This window comes from Pseudomonas sp. TREG-RG-20F-10-E-6-01, assembly GCF_022662455.1.
Lineage (GTDB): Bacteria > Pseudomonadota > Gammaproteobacteria > Pseudomonadales > Pseudomonadaceae > Aquipseudomonas.
Map to the genome: position 1 here is coordinate 725417 of NZ_JAKNQP010000002.1, position 22092 is coordinate 747508.

The following is a 22092-nucleotide window of genomic DNA, read 5'->3' on the forward strand; positions in this document are numbered from 1 at the left end:
GTCAGCCGCGCTCGGACGGCACCGACGACAACTCGAACGGGCTGCTGCTGCGGCGTTGGTTGCGGTCTTCACGCGGGGTAGCGCCGAAGAAGTTGCGGTAGGCGCTGGAGAAGTGCGGGCCCGAGGAGAAGCCGCACGACAGGCCGATCTGGATGATCGACTTGCTGGTTTGCATGAGCATCTGGCGCGCCTTGTTCAGGCGCAATTCCAGGTAGTACTGGCTGGGAACGCGATTGAGGTATTGCTTGAAGATGCGTTCAAGCTGTCGTCGCGACACGCATACGTGCTGGGCGATTTCGTCGGTGGTCAGCGGCTCTTCGATGTTGGCTTCCATCAGCAACACGGCCTGGGTCAACTTCGGATGGCTGGAGCCCAGGCGGTTCTGCAATGGAATGCGCTGGCGCTCGCCACCTTCGCGAATGCGTTCGACCACCAGTTCTTCGGAGACGGCGCCGGCCAGTTCGGCGCCATGGTCACGGGCCAGCACGGCCAGCAACAGGTCGAGTACCGACATGCCGCCGCAGGCGGTCAGGCGATCACGGTCCCAATCGAACAGATGGCTGGTGGCGATGACCTTGGGGAAGCGCTCGGCAAAATCGTCCTGCCAGCGCCAGTGCACGGCGGCGCGGTAGCCGTCGAGCAGACCCAGTTGCGCCAGCGGATACACACCCGCCGATAAGCCACCGATCACGCAACCCGCCCGCACAAGCTGCTTGAGCGCAGCGCTCAGTTGCGAGGCGATGACGGTCGGCGGCTCGTCCGCCAGCAGGAAGAGTTTCTGGAAACCCTCGAGCTTGCCGGCCCACGGCTCACCCGGCAATTGCCAGGCGCCTTCGGTGGCAGGCTCGGCGAGCAGGAACGACAACTCGTAGACCACGTCCGGATGCACCCGCTGAGCAACGCGCAAGGCCTCCTCAGCCAGCGCAAGCGTCAGGGCTTTTGTGCTGGGCCAAATCAGGAAACCAATTTTGTGGGCGGTCATGGAGTGCTATCCGAACGAAGAACGGTAATGAAGACAAGGGCCAATGCTAGCCCGGAAACCAACACAAATCTCAAAACATATGGAGATCTAATGTGGGAGCGGGCTTGCTCGCGAATGCGGTGGGCCAGCTACTCATCTGCTGACTGATCCACCGCTTTCGCGAGCAAGCCCGCTCCCACAGGGGATTGAGCCGATCTCAAGACTGTGAAGCATGCACTAACTCGGTGCACAAAGCAGTCTTGATTATTTCAGGCTGCCGGACAGGAACTGCTGCAACCGCTCAGACTGCGGGTTCACCAGCACTTCACGCGGGTTGCCACGCTCTTCAACGATGCCTTTGTGCAAGAACACCAGCTGGTTCGACACTTCACGGGCAAAGCCCATTTCGTGGGTCACCACCACCATGGTGCGGCCTTCCTGGGCCAGGTCCTGCATCACCTTGAGTACTTCGCCGACCAGTTCCGGGTCGAGCGCCGAGGTCGGTTCGTCGAACAGCATCACCTCAGGCTCCATCGCCAGGGCGCGGGCAATTGCCACACGCTGCTGTTCGCCGCCGGACATGTGGCCTGGGAACGCATCCTTACGATGGCCCACACCGACTTTGGCCAGGTAATGCTCGGCTTTTTCACGCGCGTCTTTTTTCGACATGCCCAGCACGTGCACCGGGGCTTCCATCACGTTTTCAAGCGCGGTCATGTGCGACCACAGGTTGAAATGCTGAAACACCATCGACAGGCGCGAACGCATGCGTTGCAGTTGTTTCGGGTCGGCAGCCTTCATGGCGCCGTCTTTGTTGGCCACCAGTTTCAGCTCTTCGTTGTTGAGCAGAATCTTGCCGGCGTGAGGTTGCTCGAGCAGGTTGATGCAGCGCAAAAAGGTACTTTTGCCTGAACCACTGGAACCGATGATGCTGATCACATCACCGGCCGCGGCGGCCAGGGACACACCTTTGAGCACTTCATGACTGCCATAGCGTTTATGCAGGTCTTGGACTTCAAGTTTGTACATGCGGTCGGTTCTCACAAAAACAGGTGGTCAGTCGTTGAGCAAGCGCCCGTGACGCAGCGCTTCGCGCCCCGCCACCTTGGCCAGCCAGAAACCCGCTTGGGCATAACGCAGCCGTTCAACGGCAAACAACACCCCGGACGTGCCCGCACACACAATGCTGACGCGGTCGGTCAAGGGATCAATCACTTCAAAAATCGGCTCGCCGGTCTCCACCCAGTCACCGGCTTTACGCAGGTAACTGATTACGCCGGCATGGGGCGCGAACAACAGCTCGGTCCCCTCGAATGGCAGGCCTTCGCACGGCTCGTGCTGCGGCGCGGGCCATTCGCCCTTGATCAGGCCTTGTTCGGCCAGGAACGCGAGGATGCCTTCAGCGTGGAAGATCGCCTCGTCGCGGCCGGTGTCGGCCTGGCCGCCCAGCTCCAGCGTCGTCGCCAGGCACGCCAGCGGAATCTGCGCCTCGGGGAACGCCCGGGACAGACGCAACCACGGCAGCGAACAGGCTTCATCAAACGAGCTGCCGCCGGAGTCTTCCGCCAGCAGGCCGACTTTCACATTCAAGTGCGCCGACAGCGAACGCCACTGTGGCCAGTGTTGCGGCAGCGCGTACATGTGCAGCGCGGCTTCGGCATCGCAATGCAGGTCGAGGACGATATCGGCGGTGCAGGCGTGGCTGAGCAAAACGCGCTGCATGCCTTGCAGCTGGCTGCTCGGCTCGGGCAACGCGCTAAGCGCATCGCTCATCGCCTGACGGATCATGCGCACATTGGCGTGCGGGTCATCGCCCAGCTTGCCTTGGAGCAACGCGGCGACCGGCTCGCTCAACTCGACGAAATCACGGTTGAAGTTCTTGCCGCTGCCGACTTCGAAACGCCCCTGGTGGCTGCCTTGCAACAGCTGGCCCAGGCCCATCGGGTTGGCCACGGGCACCAGCTCGATCACGCCATTGAGCGCACCTTGCTGTTCCAGTTCGGTGAGGCGTTTTTTCAGTTCCCAGGCGGCGCGCATGCCGGGCAATTCGTCGGCGTGCAGGCTGGCCTGGAGGTAGGCCTTGCGCTCGCCGCTGCCGAAACGAAACACGCTCAGCTGGCGCTCGCAGCCCAGGTGGCCCCAGGGCAACAGGTGATCGATACGTTCCATATCAGTGCTTCCGTGGCGCCAGGTAGCTGAGCCAGCGGCGCTCGGCCAACTTGAACAGGCGTACCAGGATAAAGGTCAGGCACAGGTAGAACACGCCGGCCGTGATATAGGCTTCGAACGGCAGGTAGAACTGGGCGTTCACAGTGCGCGCGGCACCGGTGATGTCGATCAGGGTGACGATGGACGCCAGGCTCGTGGTCTGCAGCATCATGATCACTTCGTTGCTGTACTGCGGCAGCGCACGGCGCAGGGCCGATGGCAATAGAATGCGGCGGTACAGCTTGTAACGCGACATGCCCATGGCCTTGGCCGCTTCGATCTCACCGTTCGGCGTGGCCTTCAGGCTACCGGCGATGATCTCCGCGGTGTAGGCGCTGGTGTTGATCGCAAAGGCCAGGCACGCGCAGAACGTGGCGCTGGACAGCAGCGGCCACAGGAAGCTTTCGCGCACGGCTTCAAATTGGGCCAGACCGTAGTAGATCAAAAACAGCTGCACCAGCATCGGCGTGCCGCGAATCACGTAGGTGTAGAGCCAGGCCGCACCATTGACGATCGGCTGCTTGGACACGCGCATCAAGCCCAGGGGCAAGGCGGCGAGCAAGCCGAAGAACAGCGAGATGGCGAGCAATTTCAGGGTGGTCACCAAACCGCCGAGGTACAGCGGCATGGCGTCCCAGATGACGTTGTAGTCGAAGATCATAGATCAGCCGCCCTTACGCCTACCGAGTAGCGCTTCTCAAGATAGCGCAGGGCCAGCAACGACACGCTGGTGATCACCAGGTACATCGCCGCCACTGCGAGGAAGAAGGTAAAAGGCTCGCGGGTGGCGTCTGCCGCCTGCTTGGCCTTGAACATCATGTCTTGCAGGCCCACCACCGAAATCAGCGCGGTGGCCTTGGTGAGTACCAGCCAGTTGTTGGTGAAACCAGGGATCGCCAGCCGAATCATCTGCGGCACCATCACCCGGAAAAACACCTGGAAAGAGTTCATGCCATACGCAAGGCCGGCCTCGGCCTGGCCCTTGGGAATGGCCATGAAGGCGCCACGGAAGGTTTCCGACAGGTAGGCGCCAAAGATGAAACCCAGGGTGCCGATACCGGCGGCCAAGGGGTTCAAGTCGATATAGTCGTCATAGCCGAGCATCGGCGCGACGCGGTTCAGCAAGTCCTGACCGCCGTAGAAAATCAGCAGGATCAGCACCAGGTCGGGGATCCCGCGGATCACCGTGGAGTACAAGTCACCCAGCCAGGCCAACCAGCGCACCGGCGACAGGCGTAACGCGACCCCGATCAGACCCAGAACAATGGCCAAGGCCATGGACGACAAGGCGAGCTGAAGCGTCAACCATGCGCCATCGAGGATGACGGCCCCGTAGCCTTTCAACATGATTCAGGTCCTCGAAAAGGGGGATGAAAAAATGGCGCAAACCGCAGGAATTCTGTTGCTTGCGCCATTCTGGACAGACAGCTAGGACGAGTTACTTAGGGTCAGCGCCGTAAATATCGAAGTCGAAGTATTTGTCCTGGATTTTCTTGTATTCGCCGTTGGCACGGATCGCTGCGATGGCCGCGTTGATCTTGTCCAGCTCGGCCTTGTCGCCTTTACGTACAGCGATGCCGATGCCGTCGCCGAAGTACTTGGCGTCGGTGAACTGTGGGCCCACGAACGCGTAGCCTTTACCGGCCGGGGTTTTCAGGAAGCCGTCTTGCAGCAGGGTGGCGTCGGCCACGGTGCCGTCGAGGCGGCCGGCTTCCACGTCCAGGTAGATTTCGTTCTGCGAGCTGTAAGGCACAACCGTGGCGCCTTTAGGGGCCAGGACTTCCTTGGCGAAACGGTCGTGGATCGAACCGCGTTGCACGCCGATTTTCTTGCCTTTCAATTCATCCAGGCTGTCGCTGACCGTGGTGCCTTCCTTCATCACCAGCTGCGCTGGGCTCAGGTAGTAGCGGTTGGTGAAGTCCACGGACTTTTTGCGGTCTTCGGTGATGGACATGGACGACAGGATCGCGTCGATCTTGCGCACTTTGAGCGCAGGGATCAGGCCGTCGAATTCTTGCTCGACCCAGACGCACTTGACCTTCATCTCGGCGCACAGGGCATTGCCGATGTCGTAGTCGAACCCGACGATGCTGCCATCCGGCGCCTTCGAGGCAAACGGAGGGTAAGCCGCTTCGATACCAATCTTCAGTGGCTTTTCATCAGCGAAGCCCTGCATCGACAGAACGGACAGCGCCAGGGCGCCCAACAGCACAAGTTTCTTCATCTTGGGACTCCATCGGTAGGGCAAAAAGCAGAATGAGCCGTGGCCCACGATGCGACTTAAGTGAAACCGAATAGCGGTGCTGCGTCCTACCCCGGTTCAGCATGGGAGACGACGAGCGAGTGATCGGCATTCTAACGACAGGCCGGAAGCCGATATTTCCTCAATGCGACAACAATTTACAGAAGCACTGAGAAAGCGGTTCCAGCACATTGACAGCCTCTGAATTTTATGCAGAGACAAAAGATATTAAACCTGTTGATGCTGCAAATTGCGGGCCTATTATTCGCAAACCCTTCTAGCACGGCAAGTCTGGCGTTTAATCTTATTTCAGAGGGTGTCTAAAACGGGGCTTTTCGGGGCACGGGCGTAGCGCTTTGCCTCAGGTTTGGGCGTGGGGTTACACATTTGCAGGCCTCGGTAACATTCAGAAACGTCCTACGGGGGAAGTCGATATTTATTGGCTTGGTGGTTATGTCGGTCTGTCAGACCTACACCGCCTTGTCCATGAAATACATTCCAAATGTGGGAGCTGGCTTGCTCGCGAATGCGGTGGGTCAGCTGCACATCTGCTAACTGGTCCATCGCATTCGCGAGCAAGCCCGCTCCCACAGGGGATTTGCATTGGCTTCGATATCCTGCAAAAAAGCCCCACCCGGCTCACGCCGAATGGGGCTTCGTCCCACCAACCCGCCTTACGCGACGTTCATGGTCTTGTGCGTTTCAATCAAATGCGCCACCACACCCGGATCAGCCAAGGTCGAGATATCCCCCAACCCGTCATATTCAGCCGTGGCAATCTTGCGCAGAATCCGCCGCATGATTTTTCCCGAGCGCGTCTTCGGCAAGCCCGGTGCCCACTGGATCACATCCGGCGACGCAATCGGCCCGATCTCTTTGCGCACCCAGTTTTTCAGTTCCAGGCGCAGCGCTTCGTTCGGCTCTTCGCCATTTTTGAGCGTGACATACACATAGATGCCCTGCCCCTTGATGTCATGCGGCACGCCCACCACCGCCGCTTCGGCGACTTTCGGGTGTGCAACCATCGCGCTTTCGATCTCGGCAGTGCCCATGCGGTGCCCGGACACGTTCAACACGTCATCCACACGGCCGGTGATCCACCAGTAGCCATCTTCATCGCGACGCGCGCCGTCACCGGTGAAGTACATGCCACGGAAGGTCTTGAAGTAGGTGTCGACGAAGCGGTCATGGTCGCCGTACAGCGTACGCGCCTGGCCAGGCCACGAATCGAGGATCACCAGGTTGCCCTCGGCAGCGCCCTCGATGATGTTGCCCAGGTTGTCCACCAACGCCGGCACCACACCAAAGAATGGCCGCGCGGCCGAACCCGGCTTGAGTGCGTGCGCACCCGGCAGCGGGCTCATCAGGGTGGCGCCGGTTTCGGTCTGCCACCAGGTGTCGACGATCGGGCAACGGGACTGGCCGACGTTCTTGTAGTACCAATCCCACGCTTCCGGGTTAATCGGCTCACCGACTGAACCGAGCAGACGCAAGCTGCTGCCGTCCACGCCTTCGCAGGCGGCGGTGCCGGAAGCCATCATCGCGCGGATCGCAGTGGGCGCGGTGTAGAGGATATTGACCTTGTGCTTGTCGACGATCTTGCCGACACGGGTGATGTCCGGGTAGTTCGGCACGCCTTCGAACAGCAGCGTGGTCGCGCCATTGGCCAATGGGCCGTAGACGATATAAGTGTGGCCGGTGACCCAACCGACGTCGGCGGTGCACCAGTAGATTTCGCCCGGGCGGTAGTCAAACACGCGCTCGTGGGTCAGCGCCGCATACAGCAGGTAGCCGCCGGTGGTGTGCTGCACGCCTTTGGGTTTGCCGGTGGAGCCGGAGGTGTAGAGGATGAACAGCGCTTCTTCGGCGCCCATCTCTTTGGGCGCACACACGGTGCCCGCCACTTTCATCAGGTCTTCGTACCAGATGTCGCGATGCTGGTTCCACTTGATGTTGCCATTGGTGCGCTTGCACACGATGACTTTCTGGATGCTGCTGGTTTCCGGGTTGGTCAGTGCGTCGTCGACGTTGGCCTTCAGCGGAATTTTCTTACCGGCGCGGATGCCTTCGTCGGCGGTGATCACCACCTTCGACTTACAGTCAATGATGCGACCGGCCAGGGCTTCTGGCGAAAAGCCGCCAAACACCACGGAGTGAATCGCACCGATGCGGGTACAGGCCAACATGGCGACCACGGCTTCGGGGATCATCGGCATATAGATAGTCACCACGTCGCCGCGGTGCACATCCTGGCCGCGCAGGGCGTTGGCAAACTTGCAGACTTCTTCATGCAGCTCGCGGTAGGTAATGGTGCGGCTTTCGGAAGGGTCATCGCCCTCCCAGATGATCGCCGCCTGGTCGCCACGCTCGGCGAGGTGACGGTCCAGGCAGTTGTAGGAAACGTTCAGGGTGCCATCAGCGAACCATTTGATGTCGACATGGTGGTCGTCGAAAGAGGTCTGCTTGACCGCGGTGAAAGGCTTGACCCAGTCAAGGCGCTTGGCTTGCTCGCGCCAGAAGCCATCGGGGTTGACCACCGACTGCTGGTACATGGCCTTGTAGGTCGCCTCGTCGGTCAGCGTGTTGGCTGCTACTTCGGGGCGAACGGGGTACAGGGAAGCCGCACTCATCTTTCTTACCTCGGTGACAATAGTTGTTTTTGTATGCCCTGTTGTAGCCGGGGCGCCCCCATAGAACCATTCGACGATGGTAGTAACAAGCCCCTACAAATTGCACCGCTATGCCCATTTACGGCTCTGGCCCGCGCCCTGCGTGGCTTTCCGGCTGGATGAAAAAACCTTTATCAGGGGATTGTTACAAAAACCGCCAATAGTGTTTATCAAAAGCACGGGTATATGAATATAACTCGCGAGCCTAAAATCAACTCCGCCAACAAGGCAACGTGATTAACAACGTAACAGCCCCCACGAAGGCAACGTTAATCCGAACTTCCCAACTCTTAAGTTACACACGCGGCCTCATAAGGGCCCCGTGACCCCTTTCGCCCTGAAGAAGGTAAGTAAAGAAATGAAAGCTCTCGTAGTTATGGCCCTCAGCAGCTTGTGCGCCACCGCCGCCCTGGCCGATGAGGCCCCGACCGAGCTGGCCGGCCAGAACGCCCCGATCGTTGAGGATTACACCTACAGCACTCACCTGGATGTTGCCAAAGTATTGTCCATGAGCACTGTTCCGGAAGTATGCCAAGTGGTACCGGTACAAATGGAATATGAAGACTCACACGGTCAACGTCATATTCTTAATTACCAAGTTATGGGCAACGGTTGTTCTAACGGATAACAGGTTATTGAGTCAGGTTTAAACCCGGATCTTGGTCGCCGCAAGTAATCGTTCTTGCGGCCAAGAACCTATTTCGAACCCGCCATGAAACAAATGTGGGAGCTGGCTTGCCTGCGATGGCAATTTCAGCCTTACCCACCTCCCAAAGCCCGCCACCTACCCGCCTCTGCTGCCCGCACAAAAACTATCCCACCGCCCGTCAAAAAATTCCTGTCCCGGCAAAGCCTTGCAAACACGCGCCTTGGCCGAAAACCAAGCCATTTTGGCGCTCAATCGTGACCATCCGCCGCAACACAAAGTCGAATTTTTCCCTATAATGCGCGGGTAAATCGGGCCTGCAATATCCCTTTACACTGGGATGAAGAGCCAGACCTGAGGCCTCCCGCTGGAGCATGCACCAGTCGCTCCGCCCCTCAGCCTCACGCAGAGCACCCGTTACCCAATTCCGTTTAATGCCTGCGCGAGCTGTTGCAACAAACGATTCCTTAAGATCCACCGCGGCCTCAGGGCCGTGTGAACACCCAACCATCCGGTTTCACACGGGCACCTTTGAGCCCTCACGCAGGAGACGACACGTCATGCTGAGCTGGGACGAATTCGACAAAGAAGAAGAAGGCGAAGTAGCCGCTAAAGGCGCCAACGCCGGCCACGCCACCGAAGCCAACATGGACCGCCTCGACGGTGCCGGCGCCGCCGCCGCCATCGAAGCCCGCGCCGTCACCGCCAGTGACTCCGCCGCCATCGTGCGCGCCAAGGCCGCCCTGGACAAACTCGACGTCGCCGAAGGCCTCGCTGAGCTTGAAGGCTCCGCCGCCCGCGTCGCCGTTGACGAAAAGCGCATGATCAACTGCCGCGCCGACCTCAACCAACTCGTGCCCTTCAAGTACGACTGGGCCTGGCAAAAGTACCTCGACGGCTGCGCCAACCACTGGATGCCGCAAGAGGTCAACATGACCGCCGACATCGCCCTGTGGAAAAACCCCGAAGGCCTGACCGACGACGAACGTCGCATCGTCATGCGCAACCTCGGTTTCTTCTCCACCGCCGACTCCCTGGTTGCCAACAACCTCGTGCTGGCCGTGTACCGCCTGATCACCAACCCGGAGTGCCGCCAGTACATCCTGCGCCAGGCCTTCGAAGAAGCGATCCACACCCACGCCTACCAGTACTGCATCGAATCGCTGGCCATGGATGAAGGCGAGATCTTCAACATGTACCACGAGATTCCATCGGTCGCTAAAAAGGCAGCCTGGGGCCTGAAGTACACCCGTTCGATCTCCGATCCGAAGTTCGAAACCGGCACCGTCGAAACCGACAAAGAACTGCTGCGCAACCTGGTCGCCTACTACTGCGTGCTGGAAGGCATCTTCTTCTACTGCGGCTTCACCCAGATCCTGTCGATGGGCCGTCGCAACAAAATGACCGGCGTGGCCGAGCAGTTCCAGTACATCCTGCGCGACGAGTCGATGCACCTGAACTTCGGTATCGATGTGATCAACCAGATCAAAATCGAAAACCCACATTTGTGGGACGCCGAGATGAAGGAAGAAGCGACCCAGATGATTCTGCAAGGGACTCAGCTGGAGATTGAATATGCGCGCGATACCATGCCGCGTGGGGTGTTGGGGATGAATGCGGCGATGATGGAGGACTATCTGAAGTTCATCGCGAATCGTCGGTTGTCGCAGATTGGGTTGAAGGAAGAGTATCCGGGGACGACGAATCCGTTTCCTTGGATGAGCGAGATTATGGACTTGAAGAAAGAGAAGAATTTCTTTGAGACTCGTGTGATTGAGTACCAGACCGGCGGCGCGCTGAGCTGGGATTAATTCCTAAGTCGGCAACATCAAGAAGCCCTGACATGTTCAGGGCTTTTTTATGCTCCGTGATCTGAATATTTCCAAATTCAGAGACGGTCAAATCCCACCAGACTGTAGGAAATTTCGTAGACGCAATAATGGCTACTCAGTATCGTCCGAGGGTTTTCTACCCTCGGCGGCTGTATGGATATTACGAAAGAAAAAACGGACTGGAACGACGCTGAGCTGACAGCGGCGGTAGAGGCGTACTTGAAGATGTTGGCCTGGGAAAAGAACGGCCAACCTTTCAACAAAGCACTCGAAAACCGCCTTCTGCGTGAAGGCCCGGTAGCGGGCCGTGCGAAGGGTTCTATTGAGTTTCGCATGCAAAATATCTCTACCGTGCTCGTCCGTATGGGCTGGGACCGCATCGAGGGCTATAAGCCCGCCAAAAATGTGGGCTCAGGCGTAGAGCAACGCATCCGCAATGCACTGGCCGCAAAGGGCGTGTTCGAATCAGAAGATGCTGCCCAAACGGCAGACGAACAAACGCTGATCCGCCGCGCATCCAAACTGCAGCAACAACCCTTCCATAAGCTACCCGACGGCATAGCCCAGCCACAGAAGGTGTCGACCGTCAGCACCGCCTTTGTCCGCGACCCAAAGGTACGCGCCTGGGTACTAAAAGAAGCCAACGGCATTTGCGAAGGCTGCGGCTCTAACGCACCTTTCGAGGTCGACGGCCAGCCATTTCTTGAAGTACATCACGTCAAGCACCTCGCCCAGAAGGGTTCGGATCGCACCAGCAATGCTGTAGCCTTGTGCCCCAATTGCCATCAGCGTTGCCACCGGTCGAGTGACCGGGAGGCTTTCACCGAGTCGCTTTACGCCAAGATCGGAAGATTGGCACGGGAGTAAACTCCTGCTGTCACACCTGATGCACGCTTAATAAACACTAGATAGGACCGAGGCCAACCCGTGAACCCAGACATGCTCGAAGCCGGCCCTGCAGACGCCAAAGTACTTTCCGTCTTTGACTTCGACGGCACCCTGACCCATCACGACAGTTTCGTGCCCTTCCTCAAGTTTGCCTTTGGCACCGGTGAGTTCTACGGCCGGATGGTCAAGCTGGCGGTGCCGGGGCTGCGTTTTTTGCTGCGGCAGATCAGTCGGGATGAGTTGAAGGCGCAGTTGATCCGCACCTTTATGACAGGGGTTGAGAAGGCGTGGGTTCAGCAGCAGGCTGAGGCGTATTGCCAGCGCACGTGGAGCAAGCTGATGCGCCCGACTGGGTTGCAGTCGGTGGCGGATGAGGTGAAGTCCGGGGCGGAGGTGACGTTGTGTTCGGCGTCGCCGGCGTTGGTGCTACAGCCGTTTGCGAATCGGCTGGGGATCAAGTTGATTGGCACTGAGCTTGAGGTGGTCGACGGGGTGTTGACGGGCAAGCTCACGGGGAATAATTGCCGCTGTGAGAATAAGGTGCTGCGGCTTGAGGCGGTGTATGGGGATTTGGGCGATTATCGGCTCAGGGCCTGGGGCGATACCCGTGGGGATCGGGAGTTGCTGGCGGCGGCGCAGGATGCGCATTTTCGGCATTTTCATTCGAAGAAGAAGCCGGGCAAGTTGCAGCGGTGATGCGGGTGGGTGGGGTCGGCGGGTGGACCGAGGTGATCCCATCGCTGCCTCGCTGGGGCTCGAGAGCTCCCACATTTTGATCGGTGCAGGCCAGACAGCGCACTAGCATGGGGTGCTGGGGGTCGATACAAATAGCGGGGTCGGCAGCGGACCGAGTCGATCCCTTCGCTGCCTCGCTGGGGTTCGAGAGCTCCCACATTTGGGCTTTGTTGGCCTGTTGATCGTTGCTCGGCGGGGGTTATGTTGCGGCTTTGAGGTCTACGTCCAGGGCTGTGGCGAAGGCTTTTACCATTGGGCTTCTTGGCGCGTTGTGGCGCAGGATCAGGTTGAAGGCGGTGCTCAGGTGAACCTGTTCCGGGCACAGTGCGCGCAGGCGCCCTTCCCTGACCAGTGGCGCGGCGTAGTGTTCAGGCAGGAAGCCTAGGAAGCGGCCAGTGAGGATCAGGATGGCGACGGCTTCAACCTGTGAGGCCGAGGCGGACTGGCTGTCGTAGGTGACGAAGTTGGCTTTGTCGCGATGGATTGCATACCGGTGGTTGACCACTTCGTATTGGCGCAGCACTTCTGGCGTGATGTCGCTCGCGTTGAACAGTGGGTGTCCTACGGCGCAATAGGCGTGGGCTTTTTCTTCGTACAACGGGAAGTAGTCGAATTCTTCGCGGCGTTGATACACCGGCACGATGCCGACGATCAGCCGCCCTTCCACTACGCCGCGCTCAACTTCGTCGAGTTGCGAGGCATGTAGGCGCAATCTAATTTTTGGCGATTCGCTGTGTAGTTTCCCTAACGCGGTAATTAGCGGCGAATTAACGTCGGAGACGGTGTTATCAATAACGCCCACACTTAGGTCGCCGATCAGTTCATTTTGCGCCGAACTAAGCTTGTCTCTGAAACTGTCCACCGAGGTAAATAACTCGATGGAAGCCTGATACACCAACTTGCCTTCTTCGGTCAGGCCAAAGCCTTCCCGGCCCCTTGTACACAGGCGCATGCCGATGCGAATTTCAAGGTCGGAGATCTGCTTGCTGATGGCCGCCAGGCCCACGTTCAGCTCGTTTTGCGCGGCGCTGAAGCCGCCGGCTTCGACCACCGCCATGAACACGCGCAGTAATTTGAAGTCCAGCCCGCTCAGTTGCAGGGGCGGTCGTGTGCCGGGTTTTGGCGGCATGTTTCCAGAAGTGGAAAGTGGGGTTTCCATAATACGCGTTGACCTCAAGTGCCATATTCAACAGGCTTCAACCCAATCCTTGAACATAGCCAGGCGGCGATAATGGCCGTAAACATCCGCCCTTGGCAACCTTGAATATAGCGGGTTGAACAGCACACAGAGGCTGATTTAACACCCGTAAAAACCTGACACTACGATCAGGTCTTTTTAGTTTTTTACTGCCTCCGACTTTTCTAAAAACAAGCGTGAGGAATACCGATGTCCCAGCCCACCGACCGCCTTTGGGGCGCTCGTTTCAAGACCGGCCCGTCTGCTGCATTGGCCGCGTTGTCGCGTTGCCCTGAGCGCTATTTTCGCCTGACGCCCTACGACCTGGCCGGCTCCCGTGCCCATGCCCGCGAGTTGCAACGCGCCGGTTTGCTGGATGACTCCGAGACCCTGCGCACCCTCGAAGCCCTGGACCGCATTGGTGAGGACTTCGCCGCCGGACGCCTGCATCCAACCCTGAATGACGAGGACGTGCACACCTTCATCGAACGCGTATTGACCGAGCGCCTGGGCGCCTTGGGTGGCAAGTTGCGCGCCGGGCGTTCGCGTAACGATCAGACCGCCAATGATCTGCGCCTTTTCCTACGCGACCATGCGCGCATCATCACCACTGAGGTGCTGGGTTTGCAGCAGGCGTTGGTGGAGCAGGCTGAGCAGCATGTCGAAAGCATCTGCCCGGGCTTCACGCACTTGCAGCAGGCGCAACCGATTGTGTTTGCCCATCACTTGTTGGCGCACGCGCAGTCGATGTTGCGCGATGTGCAGCGCCTGGTGGATTGGGATGCGCGCACCGCGTTGTCACCGTTGGGTGCTGCGGCCATGGCAGGCTCGGCGATTGCGCGCCAGCCAGAGCATTCGGCCAAGGAAATGGGCTACACCGGGCCGTGCGAAAACTCGATCGACGCCATCGCCAGCCGTGACCATGTGGCGGAGTTCCTGTTTGTGGCGGGCATGCTCGGGGTGAATATTTCGCGGCTGTCGGAGGAGTTTTGCCTGTGGTCGTCGCGCCAGTTTCGCTGGGTGGTGCTGGACGATGCCTACGCCACCGGCAGCTCGATCATGCCGCAGAAAAAGAACCCGGACATTGCCGAACTGGCGCGGGGCAAGGCCGGGCGCTTGATTGGCAACCTGACCGGGTTGATGTCGACGCTCAAGTCGTTGCCGCTGTCATACAACCGCGATTTGAGTGAAGACAAGCACAGCGTGTTGGACAGTGTGGACACCTTGTTGCTGGTGCTGCCAGCGATGGCCGGGATGGTTGCGACGATGAAGGTGCAAGTTGAAGAGCTGCGGCGTCAGGCGCCGATGGGCTTCACCTTGGCGACTGAGGTGGCGGATTGGTTGGCCACGCGCGGCGTGCCGTTCAAAGAGGCGCATGAGATTACCGGCGCCTTGGTGCAAGCCTGCGAGAAACACGAGATTGAGTTGTGGGAAGCCTCGCCGGCGATGTTGGTGCAGGTGGATGCTCGGCTGCTGCCGGAGGTGCGGGACTGCTTGACCCTGGAAGCAGCGATTGCGGCACGCAGTGGTTGGGGTGGGACGGCGCCGGAGCGGGTTCGGGAGCAGATTGGGCGGTTGAAGACTGCCTTGGCTGAGCAGCAGAGGTGGGCTGAGAATTATCAGGGGTTTCGGATTTAAACCTTGGCCGTTGTGGTGAGTGTGCTGGCGCTTTCGCAGGCAAGCCAGCGCCCACATTTGGACCGTGTTTTAACAGTTGGATCGAGTACAGCAGTGGAGTAGCACCATGAACCAAACCCCGGCGGAGCGCCTGGAAGCTGAGCGCAAGTTGTCCGAGAACCAGTTCGATATCACGCAGTACGAGCATGTGCCGCGTCGTTATTACGGGCGGATGTTTTTTGCCACGTTGATCGTGATCGCCCTGGCCGCGTTGTTGCGCGCCTTTGCCAATGGCCAGATCGAATGGTCCTACATCGGCCAGTTCCTGACGTCTGAGGCCATTCTGTGGGGCCTGGTCAACACCATCGTCATGTCGATTCTGGCAATGGCGCTGGGCGTGGTCATCGGGGTGATCACGGCGATCATGCGCATGTCGGCCAACCCGATCCTGCGTTACGTGGCCATCACCTACACCTGGCTGTTCCGCGGTACGCCGCTGATTCTGCAGCTGTTGCTGTGGTTCAACCTGGCGCTGATTTTCCCGGTGATCGCGATCCCCGGCCTGTTCAGCATCGACACCGTCGACCTGATGACGCCGTTCGTGGCCGCGCTGCTCGGCCTCAGCATCAACCAGGGCGCCTATACCGCCGAAGTGGTGCGCGCGGGTTTACTGTCGGTGGACACCGGCCAGTACGAAGCCGCCAAGTCCATCGGCATGCCAAGCCTGCAAGCGCTGCGTAGGGTGATTCTGCCGCAGGCGATGCGAGTGATCATTCCGCCGGTAGGCAACGAGTTCATCAGCATGGTGAAAATGACCAGCCTGGCCAGCGTGATCCAGTACTCGGAGCTGCTGCACAACGCGCAAAACATCTACTACGCCAACGCCCGCGTCATGGAGCTACTGATTGTGGCCGGTATCTGGTACCTGGCGGTGGTGACTGTTCTTTCATTTGGTCAAAGCCGCCTCGAGCGTCGTTTTGCCCGCGGCGCCGGCAAGCGTTCGTAAGTCTGGGTTGAGGAGATTTGCCCCATGAGAAGCATCGTCAAGGCCGTCAACCTGAACAAGTATTACGACGAGTATCACGCGCTGCGCGACATCAATATCGAGGTCGAGCAAGGCGAAGTCATGTGCATCATCGGCCCGTCCGGCTCGGGTAAAAGCACGCTGCTGCGCTGCGTCAACCAGCTGGAGAAAATCGACAAGGGCGGCCTGTGGGTCGACGGCGAGCTGGTGGGTTACCGCGTGGTTGGCAACAAGCTGCATGAGATGAATGAATCGCAGATTGCCCGCCAGCGCCTGGCGACCGGCATGGTGTTTCAGCGCTTCAATTTGTTCCCGCACATGACCGTGTTGCAAAACATCATTGAAGGCCCGGTGCAGGTGCTCAAGCGCTCGCCCAAGGAAGCCATCGAAGACGCGCTGGAGTTGCTGGCCCGCGTCGGCCTGGCGGACAAGCGCAATGCCTACCCGGTGGAATTGTCCGGCGGCCAGCAACAGCGTGTGGCCATTGCCCGCGCGTTGGCGATGCGCCCCAAGTTGATGTTGTTTGACGAACCCACGTCAGCCCTCGACCCGGAGCTTGTAGGCGAAGTGCTGTCGGTGATGCGCGATTTGGCCACCACCGGCATGACCATGATCGTGGTCACCCATGAGTTGGGCTTCGCCCGCGAAGTCTCCAACCGCATGGTGTTTATGGACGCCGGCCAGATTGTGGAAGCCGGCAGCCCTGAAGAAATTCTAATAAGCCCACAAAACCCGCGTACCCAAAGCTTTATTTCTGCCGTTCGCACTTAACTAAAAAACTAACGAGAACGCCCCCATGAAAAAATTGTTTATCCCAACGTTGCTCGCAGGCCTGATGGCCTCCTCGTGTGTATTCGCGGCATTGCCGGCGGCAATCAAGGACAAGGGTGAGATCAGCGCGGCCATCGTGCCGAACTACCCGCCGATGGATTTCAAGGACACCGCCACCAATAAACTCACTGGCCTTGACTTCGACCTGGGCAACGCCCTGGCCGAGCGCCTGGGCGTGAAGATCAAGTGGCAGGAAACCGGCTTCGAGCAGATGCTCAGCGGCCTGACCACCAAGCGCGTCGACATCGTGCTGTCGGGCATGAGCGACACCGCCGAGCGCCAGAAGGCCGTGACCTTCATCGACTACTTCACCAGCGGCCCGCAGCTGTACACCCTGGCCAAGCGTGAAGACCTCAAGGAATTGACTGACCTGTGCGGTAAAAAAGTCGGCACCAGCCGCCGCACCACCTGGCCGTCGGAAATTGCCGCGTGGAGCAAGGAAAACTGCGAAGCGGCGGGTAAGCCAGCGATCGTGGTGATCGGCACTGAAGGCTCGGCGGACGCGCGCGCGCAATTGCAGCAGAACCGTTTGGACGCGGCGATGCAGGGCAGCGAGACGATTCCTTATTTGATGTCGTTGGACAAGGGCAAATACAAGCCGGTGGGCCTGGCGATTTCCAAGCAGTTCACGGGGCTGGGGATTGAGAAGAGCAACACCGAGCTGGTCACGGCGATCAGTGAGGCGTTGCAGGGCATGATTGATGATGGCACGTACGGCAAGATCCTGAAGAAGTGGGATCTGGAACAGGGTGCGGTTGAAAAAATCAGCATCAATGCCGGGCAGTAACTTGATCTGAATGTGGGAGCGGGCTTGCTCGCGAATGCGGTGGATCAGTCGGTAAATTTTTCACTGACACATCGCATTCGCGAGCAAGCCCGCTCCCACATTTGAATTGTGTGGTATTGGAAAAATAATAAGGAGATCCGCCCCCACCGTGGCCACCTACTCCCTGGTAATCCGCCGCCTGATGATCTGCTCGGTGACCATCGTCGTCAGCCGCGCGATGACCAGTCCGCTGCTGGCCCTTTGGCTGAGCACGCGCCTGGGCCTCAACCAGCAGGACATCGGCTTGCTGATGGGCATCGCCGTGTTCATCGCCACGCTGCTCGGCCTCTATGGCGGCTACGTCATTGACCGCCTGGAAAAGCGCAAGCTGCTGATCCTGGCCATGCTTTCCAGCGCCATCGGATTTTTGTTGCTGACCTTTGCCAGCAACCTCTACCTCACCACCCTGACCCTGGTGATTACTGAAGCCGCGTCGGCACTGTTCCTGATTGGCTCCAAGGCCATCATCAGCGAAAACCTGCCGGTGGGCGACCGCGCCAAAGTGTTTTCCCTGCGCTACACCCTGACCAACGTCGGCTATGCCACCGGCCCGATGGTGGGTGTGGTGATCGCCGGGCAGATCCCCTGGGCGCCGTTCCTGATCGCCAGCGCCATCGCCCTGGGCAGTGTGTTCCTGATGATCGGCATTGCGCCGACGCAACGCGACAACAGCAACAAACCCCTGAGTTTTCTCACGACCCTGCGCACGCTACGCAGCGACCGCACGCTGATCCTGTTCACCAGCGGCAGCCTGTTGAGCACCATTGTCCACGGGCGCTATACGCTTTATCTGTCACAGTTTCTGCTGGTGGCCTACAAGCCCGCCGAGGCGCTGAAGATTCTGTCGGCGGTGCTGGCCTGCAACGCCATCACCGTGATTTTGATGCAGTACCAGATCGGCCGATTTCTGAAACGCGAGCAATTGCGCTACTGGATTGTGCTGGGCACGTTGCTGTTCATTGTCGGGCTGATCGGTTTCAGTCTGGCGGACAGCCTGGTGACCTGGTGCCTGGCGATGTTCGTGTTCACCTTGGGCGAGATGATCATTTACCCCTCGGAATTCCTGTTCATCGACACCATCGCCCCGGATGCGCTGCGCGGCAGTTATTACGGTGCGCAAAACCTGGCGGCGTTTGGCGGGGCGATGAGCCCGGTCATTTGCGGGTACCTGCTGATCAATGCGGCGCCGGTGAGCATGTTCTATGCACTCGGCGCGTTGACCGCGGTAGGCGGCACCTTGTGCTTCCTGAGTGGGCGGCGTGTGGCCGGAACACCGCCTATCTAATGTGGGAGCGGGCTTGCTCGCGAAGGCGGTGTGTCAGTCACCGAGTGCATTGATTGATCCACCGCCTTCGCGAGCAAGCCCGCTCCCACACAAGCCCGCACCCACATTTTTTGATCTCCGTAACGGCGAAATTTTGCGTAGTATCCAGCCATTCATCTCACGGACCCGAGCCCCATGAAATTCGACACGGCCTACAGCCTGAGTCTCGATGACAAGCTGTCGATCTACGACGTACGAGACCTGAATTTCGACGAAACCAGCCCTTTCGACTCCGACAAGGACAGCTTCCTGTGCCCCAACGATGAATGCCGCGCGGCGTTCGATGCGGGCAATGCGCTCAGCACCTTCAACGCAAAAAACGTCAACTATCAGCGCACGCCACACTTCAAGAACAAGGCCAGTACCCAGCACATCGACGGCTGCCGCTACGCCAGCACGCACAAGACTGCGACCGGCGAAACCGATGACGAGCGCGAGGATAATTTCCCATCGGAATGGGTACTGACGCGACGCCAGTACGAGCGCAAGCCGGCCGTGACCGGCACCGAAGCCGGCATCCCACACGATCCGACGAAGGTTGCGTCTACTCGTGCCGGTTCGTCCCACAGCGCCAGCGACGCTACCCCAGACAAAACCAGCGTGTTCGCCCACCCGGTGGAATGCTATGTGTCGAATATCGACGACAAAGACAAGCTCAAGAGCATGCCGCTGAAGATCGGCGATCACACGGGAAGCTACTGGGCGTTTTTCAAGAAGATCGAGTACCTGCAAGATAACAACGGCCTGATCTACTGGGGCAAAATCAAGGAGATCAAGGACTACACCGCCAGCTTTCGCATCGATTTCGAAAAGAAAGTGTGGCTCGACAAGAAGCCCTACTCGGTCAACGTCTACCTGAGCAAAAAACTCATCGACACCTACCGCAAGCGCACGGCGTTCCTGGAACAGATCAAGGCGGCGGCAGACAGTAAAAAGGCGCTGTATTGCTTCTTTTATGGGGTCACGCCGCAATTGAAACAGGTGCCGAGCAAGAAAAACCCCGAGCAGACATTCGGCGTCTTCAGCGCGAATATCGAGAATCTGGATCACCTGATCATTCGAGAAGCGCCGGGCGTGGAATAACACGCGGCTGAAACGCCATTAAAAAAATCCAGTTGATGAGCGGTCAAAACAACTGTACAAAAACACAGTATAGTTTGCCTTCCCCCGTCGAACCTGGAGAAACCCCCATGTCCTCTCTGGCAATGAGCTCTTTCGTAGAACAGCAGATCGTCCTGCACCAATTCACCGCCAAGCACAGTGTGCAGGCCCGCGCGATGCTTGGTTGGAGCCGAGAAGAACTCGCCCGCCAAGCCGGGCTGGCAGTCGAAACGGTGCAACGCTTTGAAAGCCAGGGCGATGTAGATGATGAAACCCGCCTGGTATTGGCCTTTCGGCTGGAAGCTGAGGGGCTGGTGTTTTTCCCGGGGTTTGCGCCGGGTTGGGGCATGAGTGCGCGCAAGTTCGACAAGGCCCCGGCCGAGCCCGCTGCACAAGGCATCATTTCACGGTTGATGGGCTCAACAGCGGCATCAATTGATTCACCAACGCCTCAACCGAATGGTGCGTAGCGTCCAGCCGGATCACCGGGCAGGTCAGTGGCTTCAGCCAGCTTTCATGCCGACGCAGGCTGCGTAGGCTGTGGTTACCATCATCGTAACGAGCAGCCCAGGCGAGAAACGCGACGCTGTTTTCATGGCGGCTGCCGCCCTCCAGAATCCGGTCACCATAGCGCTGCTCTTCGCGCAGCCGCAGGCGGTGCAGGCGAACTTGCGGGTCTACGCGCAGGAACACCACCTGAGTGAACTGCGGGATCATGGCATCGCCCCATCCGCACACTGAGCCGGACAGCACCCAGCCTTCGAGGCCGGCACTTTGTTCCTGTAACAGACGCGTGCGTTCATCCCGTAGCCGAGCGACGGTGAACGGTTCCGGAGTTTGCTGCCAGAAAAAGTCGTCGGAGTCGAAATAAACCACGTTCAAGCGTTCGGCCAAGGCTTTGCCCAAGGTCGTAGTGCCTGCGCCAGCGGCGCCAAGGATGTGAATTTTATGGCGCATGACTTGCCCCCTTAACTTGAGTGTAAGCCGTTGGGGCATCAGGCCTGCAATTGCAGCGCACGGCGCATCATTTGTGGTGGCTGGCCGAAGGCTCGCAGGAAGGCGCGACGCATGCGCTCCGGGTCACCGAAGCCGGTGTCGCGGGCAATGGTGTCGATGGGATGGTCGCCGGACTCAAGCATCAGCCGCGCCGCTTCAATGCGCAGGCGTTCGATCGCCTTGGCCGGGGTGTGACCGGTTTCGCTGCGAAACAGACGGCTGAACTGGCGCGGACTAAGGTGCGCGACGTCGGCCAGCCGTTCAACCGAGAGCTCTTCCTGCAAATGCTGGCGGGCGTAGACCACGGCGGTTTGCACGCGGTCGGACTTGGGGTCGATGTCCAGCAGCGCGGAAAATTGCGACTGGCCGCCCGCACGGCGATGGTAGATCACCAACTTGCGCGCAACCTCGCGAGCGACCTCTGCACCCAGGTCGTTTTCGACAAGTGCCAGGGCCAGGTCGAGGCAGGCGGTCATGCCGGCAGAAGTCCAGAGTGGGCCGTCGACAGTGAAGATGCGGTCTTCTTCAAGCCTCACAGTGGGATAAGCCTGACGAAAGGCCCGGGCGTGGTACCAGTGAGTGGTCGCCTTGCGGCCTTCCAGCAGCCCGGCCGCGGCCAGGTGGAAAGAGCCGGTGCAGGCAGAGGTCACACGACGCGACGTCACCGCTGCATGCTGCAAGTAGCTGAGCAGGCCAGGCGTGGCGTCGAGCACTTCGTTATCACCCACTACCAACACCGTGTCGTACGGACCAAAAGGCACGGTATCAATGGCAAAACCCATGGAGCTTTTGACCGGCCCGCCCTCCTCGGATACCAGGTCTACCCGATAGAACGGCTGTTCCACTTCCAGATTGGCGAATTCAAACACCGTACTGGTGCTCAGGCTGAGCATCTGGAAACCCGGAAACAGCAAAATACCGACAGACACCATGGCCAAACCTCATGTCTCTAAAGGAGGGATATACGACATTGCAGCCACGACATTACACCCATAATCTTGGTTGCAACAAGGCC

The 22092-nt window shown here is 59.1% G+C and carries 21 protein-coding genes; 11 read left to right on the forward strand and 10 right to left on the reverse strand.

Annotated features, from left to right (window positions below):
* Position 1: 1 nt before the first annotated feature.
* From argR to acs, 7 genes are all read right to left on the reverse strand, one after another.
* A complete protein-coding gene (gene argR, locus L8K08_RS09795) occupies positions 2-982 on the reverse strand; it encodes a transcriptional regulator ArgR (protein ID WP_106576113.1) in 981 nt (326 codons plus the stop codon).
* A 243-nt stretch (positions 983-1225) separates the two neighbouring features.
* The gene (locus L8K08_RS09800) at positions 1226-1990 is read right to left on the reverse strand and encodes an ATP-binding cassette domain-containing protein (RefSeq protein ID WP_003214336.1); all 765 of its coding nucleotides are present in this window, start codon (positions 1988-1990) and stop codon (positions 1226-1228) included.
* A gap of 27 nt (positions 1991-2017) precedes the next feature.
* Positions 2018-3130 (reverse strand): succinylglutamate desuccinylase/aspartoacylase family protein, encoded by a 1113-nt coding sequence (locus L8K08_RS09805; RefSeq protein WP_242196201.1) that lies wholly within the window; start codon positions 3128-3130, stop codon positions 2018-2020.
* Between the two features lies 1 nt (position 3131).
* The gene (locus tag L8K08_RS09810; RefSeq protein WP_106576111.1) at positions 3132-3830 is read right to left on the reverse strand and encodes an ABC transporter permease; all 699 of its coding nucleotides are present in this window, start codon (positions 3828-3830) and stop codon (positions 3132-3134) included.
* Complete coding sequence (locus L8K08_RS09815) at positions 3827-4516, reverse strand: ABC transporter permease (protein ID WP_242196204.1); 690 nt, start codon at positions 4514-4516, stop codon at positions 3827-3829. Before L8K08_RS09815 ends, L8K08_RS09810 begins: the two co-directional genes overlap by 4 nt.
* Positions 4517-4607: 91 nt before the next feature.
* Positions 4608-5393 carry an ABC transporter substrate-binding protein gene (locus L8K08_RS09820; protein WP_242196207.1) on the reverse strand — a complete coding sequence of 262 codons (786 nt, stop codon included), beginning with the start codon at positions 5391-5393 and terminating at the stop codon, positions 4608-4610.
* A 692-nt stretch (positions 5394-6085) separates the two neighbouring features.
* Positions 6086-8041, reverse strand: coding sequence for an acetate--CoA ligase (acs, locus tag L8K08_RS09825; RefSeq protein ID WP_056861684.1), 1956 nt, complete (start codon positions 8039-8041; stop codon positions 6086-6088).
* A gap of 397 nt (positions 8042-8438) precedes the next feature.
* Between acs and L8K08_RS09830 the strand changes: the two genes are divergently transcribed.
* The 4 genes from L8K08_RS09830 (at position 8439) to L8K08_RS09845 (ending at position 12142) form a co-directional block, all read left to right on the forward strand.
* The gene (locus L8K08_RS09830; protein ID WP_145159385.1) at positions 8439-8708 is read left to right on the forward strand and encodes a DUF2790 domain-containing protein; all 270 of its coding nucleotides are present in this window, start codon (positions 8439-8441) and stop codon (positions 8706-8708) included.
* A gap of 578 nt (positions 8709-9286) precedes the next feature.
* A complete protein-coding gene (locus L8K08_RS09835) occupies positions 9287-10537 on the forward strand; it encodes a ribonucleotide-diphosphate reductase subunit beta (protein ID WP_032879817.1) in 1251 nt (416 codons plus the stop codon).
* A 174-nt stretch (positions 10538-10711) separates the two neighbouring features.
* Positions 10712-11425: an HNH endonuclease gene (locus tag L8K08_RS09840; RefSeq protein WP_242196210.1), complete on the forward strand. Its 714-nt coding sequence runs from the start codon at positions 10712-10714 to the stop codon at positions 11423-11425.
* Between the two features lie 72 nt (positions 11426-11497).
* Positions 11498-12142 (forward strand): HAD-IB family hydrolase, encoded by a 645-nt coding sequence (locus tag L8K08_RS09845; protein WP_242196213.1) that lies wholly within the window; start codon positions 11498-11500, stop codon positions 12140-12142.
* A 238-nt stretch (positions 12143-12380) separates the two neighbouring features.
* Here the strand turns inward: L8K08_RS09845 and L8K08_RS09850 are convergent, their stop codons facing one another.
* Positions 12381-13340: a LysR family transcriptional regulator gene (locus L8K08_RS09850; RefSeq protein WP_242196216.1), complete on the reverse strand. Its 960-nt coding sequence runs from the start codon at positions 13338-13340 to the stop codon at positions 12381-12383.
* A gap of 228 nt (positions 13341-13568) precedes the next feature.
* On the opposite strand from L8K08_RS09850, the gene argH reads away from it, so the two are divergent.
* The 7 genes from argH (at position 13569) to L8K08_RS09885 (ending at position 20551) form a co-directional block, all read left to right on the forward strand.
* Entirely contained in the window at positions 13569-14996 is a 1428-nt protein-coding gene (gene argH / locus L8K08_RS09855; protein ID WP_242196219.1) for an argininosuccinate lyase, read from the forward strand.
* 106 nt (positions 14997-15102) lie between these two features.
* Positions 15103-15981 carry an amino acid ABC transporter permease gene (locus L8K08_RS09860; RefSeq protein ID WP_017134649.1) on the forward strand — a complete coding sequence of 293 codons (879 nt, stop codon included), beginning with the start codon at positions 15103-15105 and terminating at the stop codon, positions 15979-15981.
* Between the two features lie 24 nt (positions 15982-16005).
* Entirely contained in the window at positions 16006-16770 is a 765-nt protein-coding gene (locus L8K08_RS09865) for an amino acid ABC transporter ATP-binding protein (RefSeq protein WP_119741579.1), read from the forward strand.
* 25 nt (positions 16771-16795) lie between these two features.
* A complete protein-coding gene (locus L8K08_RS09870; RefSeq protein ID WP_106576101.1) occupies positions 16796-17617 on the forward strand; it encodes an ABC transporter substrate-binding protein in 822 nt (273 codons plus the stop codon).
* Positions 17618-17765: 148 nt separating this feature from the next.
* Positions 17766-18941: an MFS transporter gene (locus L8K08_RS09875; RefSeq protein WP_119741577.1), complete on the forward strand. Its 1176-nt coding sequence runs from the start codon at positions 17766-17768 to the stop codon at positions 18939-18941.
* 174 nt (positions 18942-19115) lie between these two features.
* Positions 19116-20063 carry a hypothetical protein gene (locus L8K08_RS09880; RefSeq protein WP_242196222.1) on the forward strand — a complete coding sequence of 316 codons (948 nt, stop codon included), beginning with the start codon at positions 19116-19118 and terminating at the stop codon, positions 20061-20063.
* Positions 20064-20170: 107 nt separating this feature from the next.
* A complete protein-coding gene (locus tag L8K08_RS09885) occupies positions 20171-20551 on the forward strand; it encodes a helix-turn-helix transcriptional regulator (protein WP_106576099.1) in 381 nt (126 codons plus the stop codon).
* Here the strand turns inward: L8K08_RS09885 and L8K08_RS09890 are convergent.
* Entirely contained in the window at positions 20481-21038 is a 558-nt protein-coding gene (locus tag L8K08_RS09890) for an AAA family ATPase (RefSeq protein WP_242196225.1), read from the reverse strand. The genes L8K08_RS09885 and L8K08_RS09890 overlap by 71 nt on opposite strands.
* Before the next feature lie 38 nt (positions 21039-21076).
* Entirely contained in the window at positions 21077-22009 is a 933-nt protein-coding gene (locus L8K08_RS09895; protein WP_242196228.1) for a GlxA family transcriptional regulator, read from the reverse strand.
* Positions 22010-22092 lie beyond the last annotated feature (83 nt).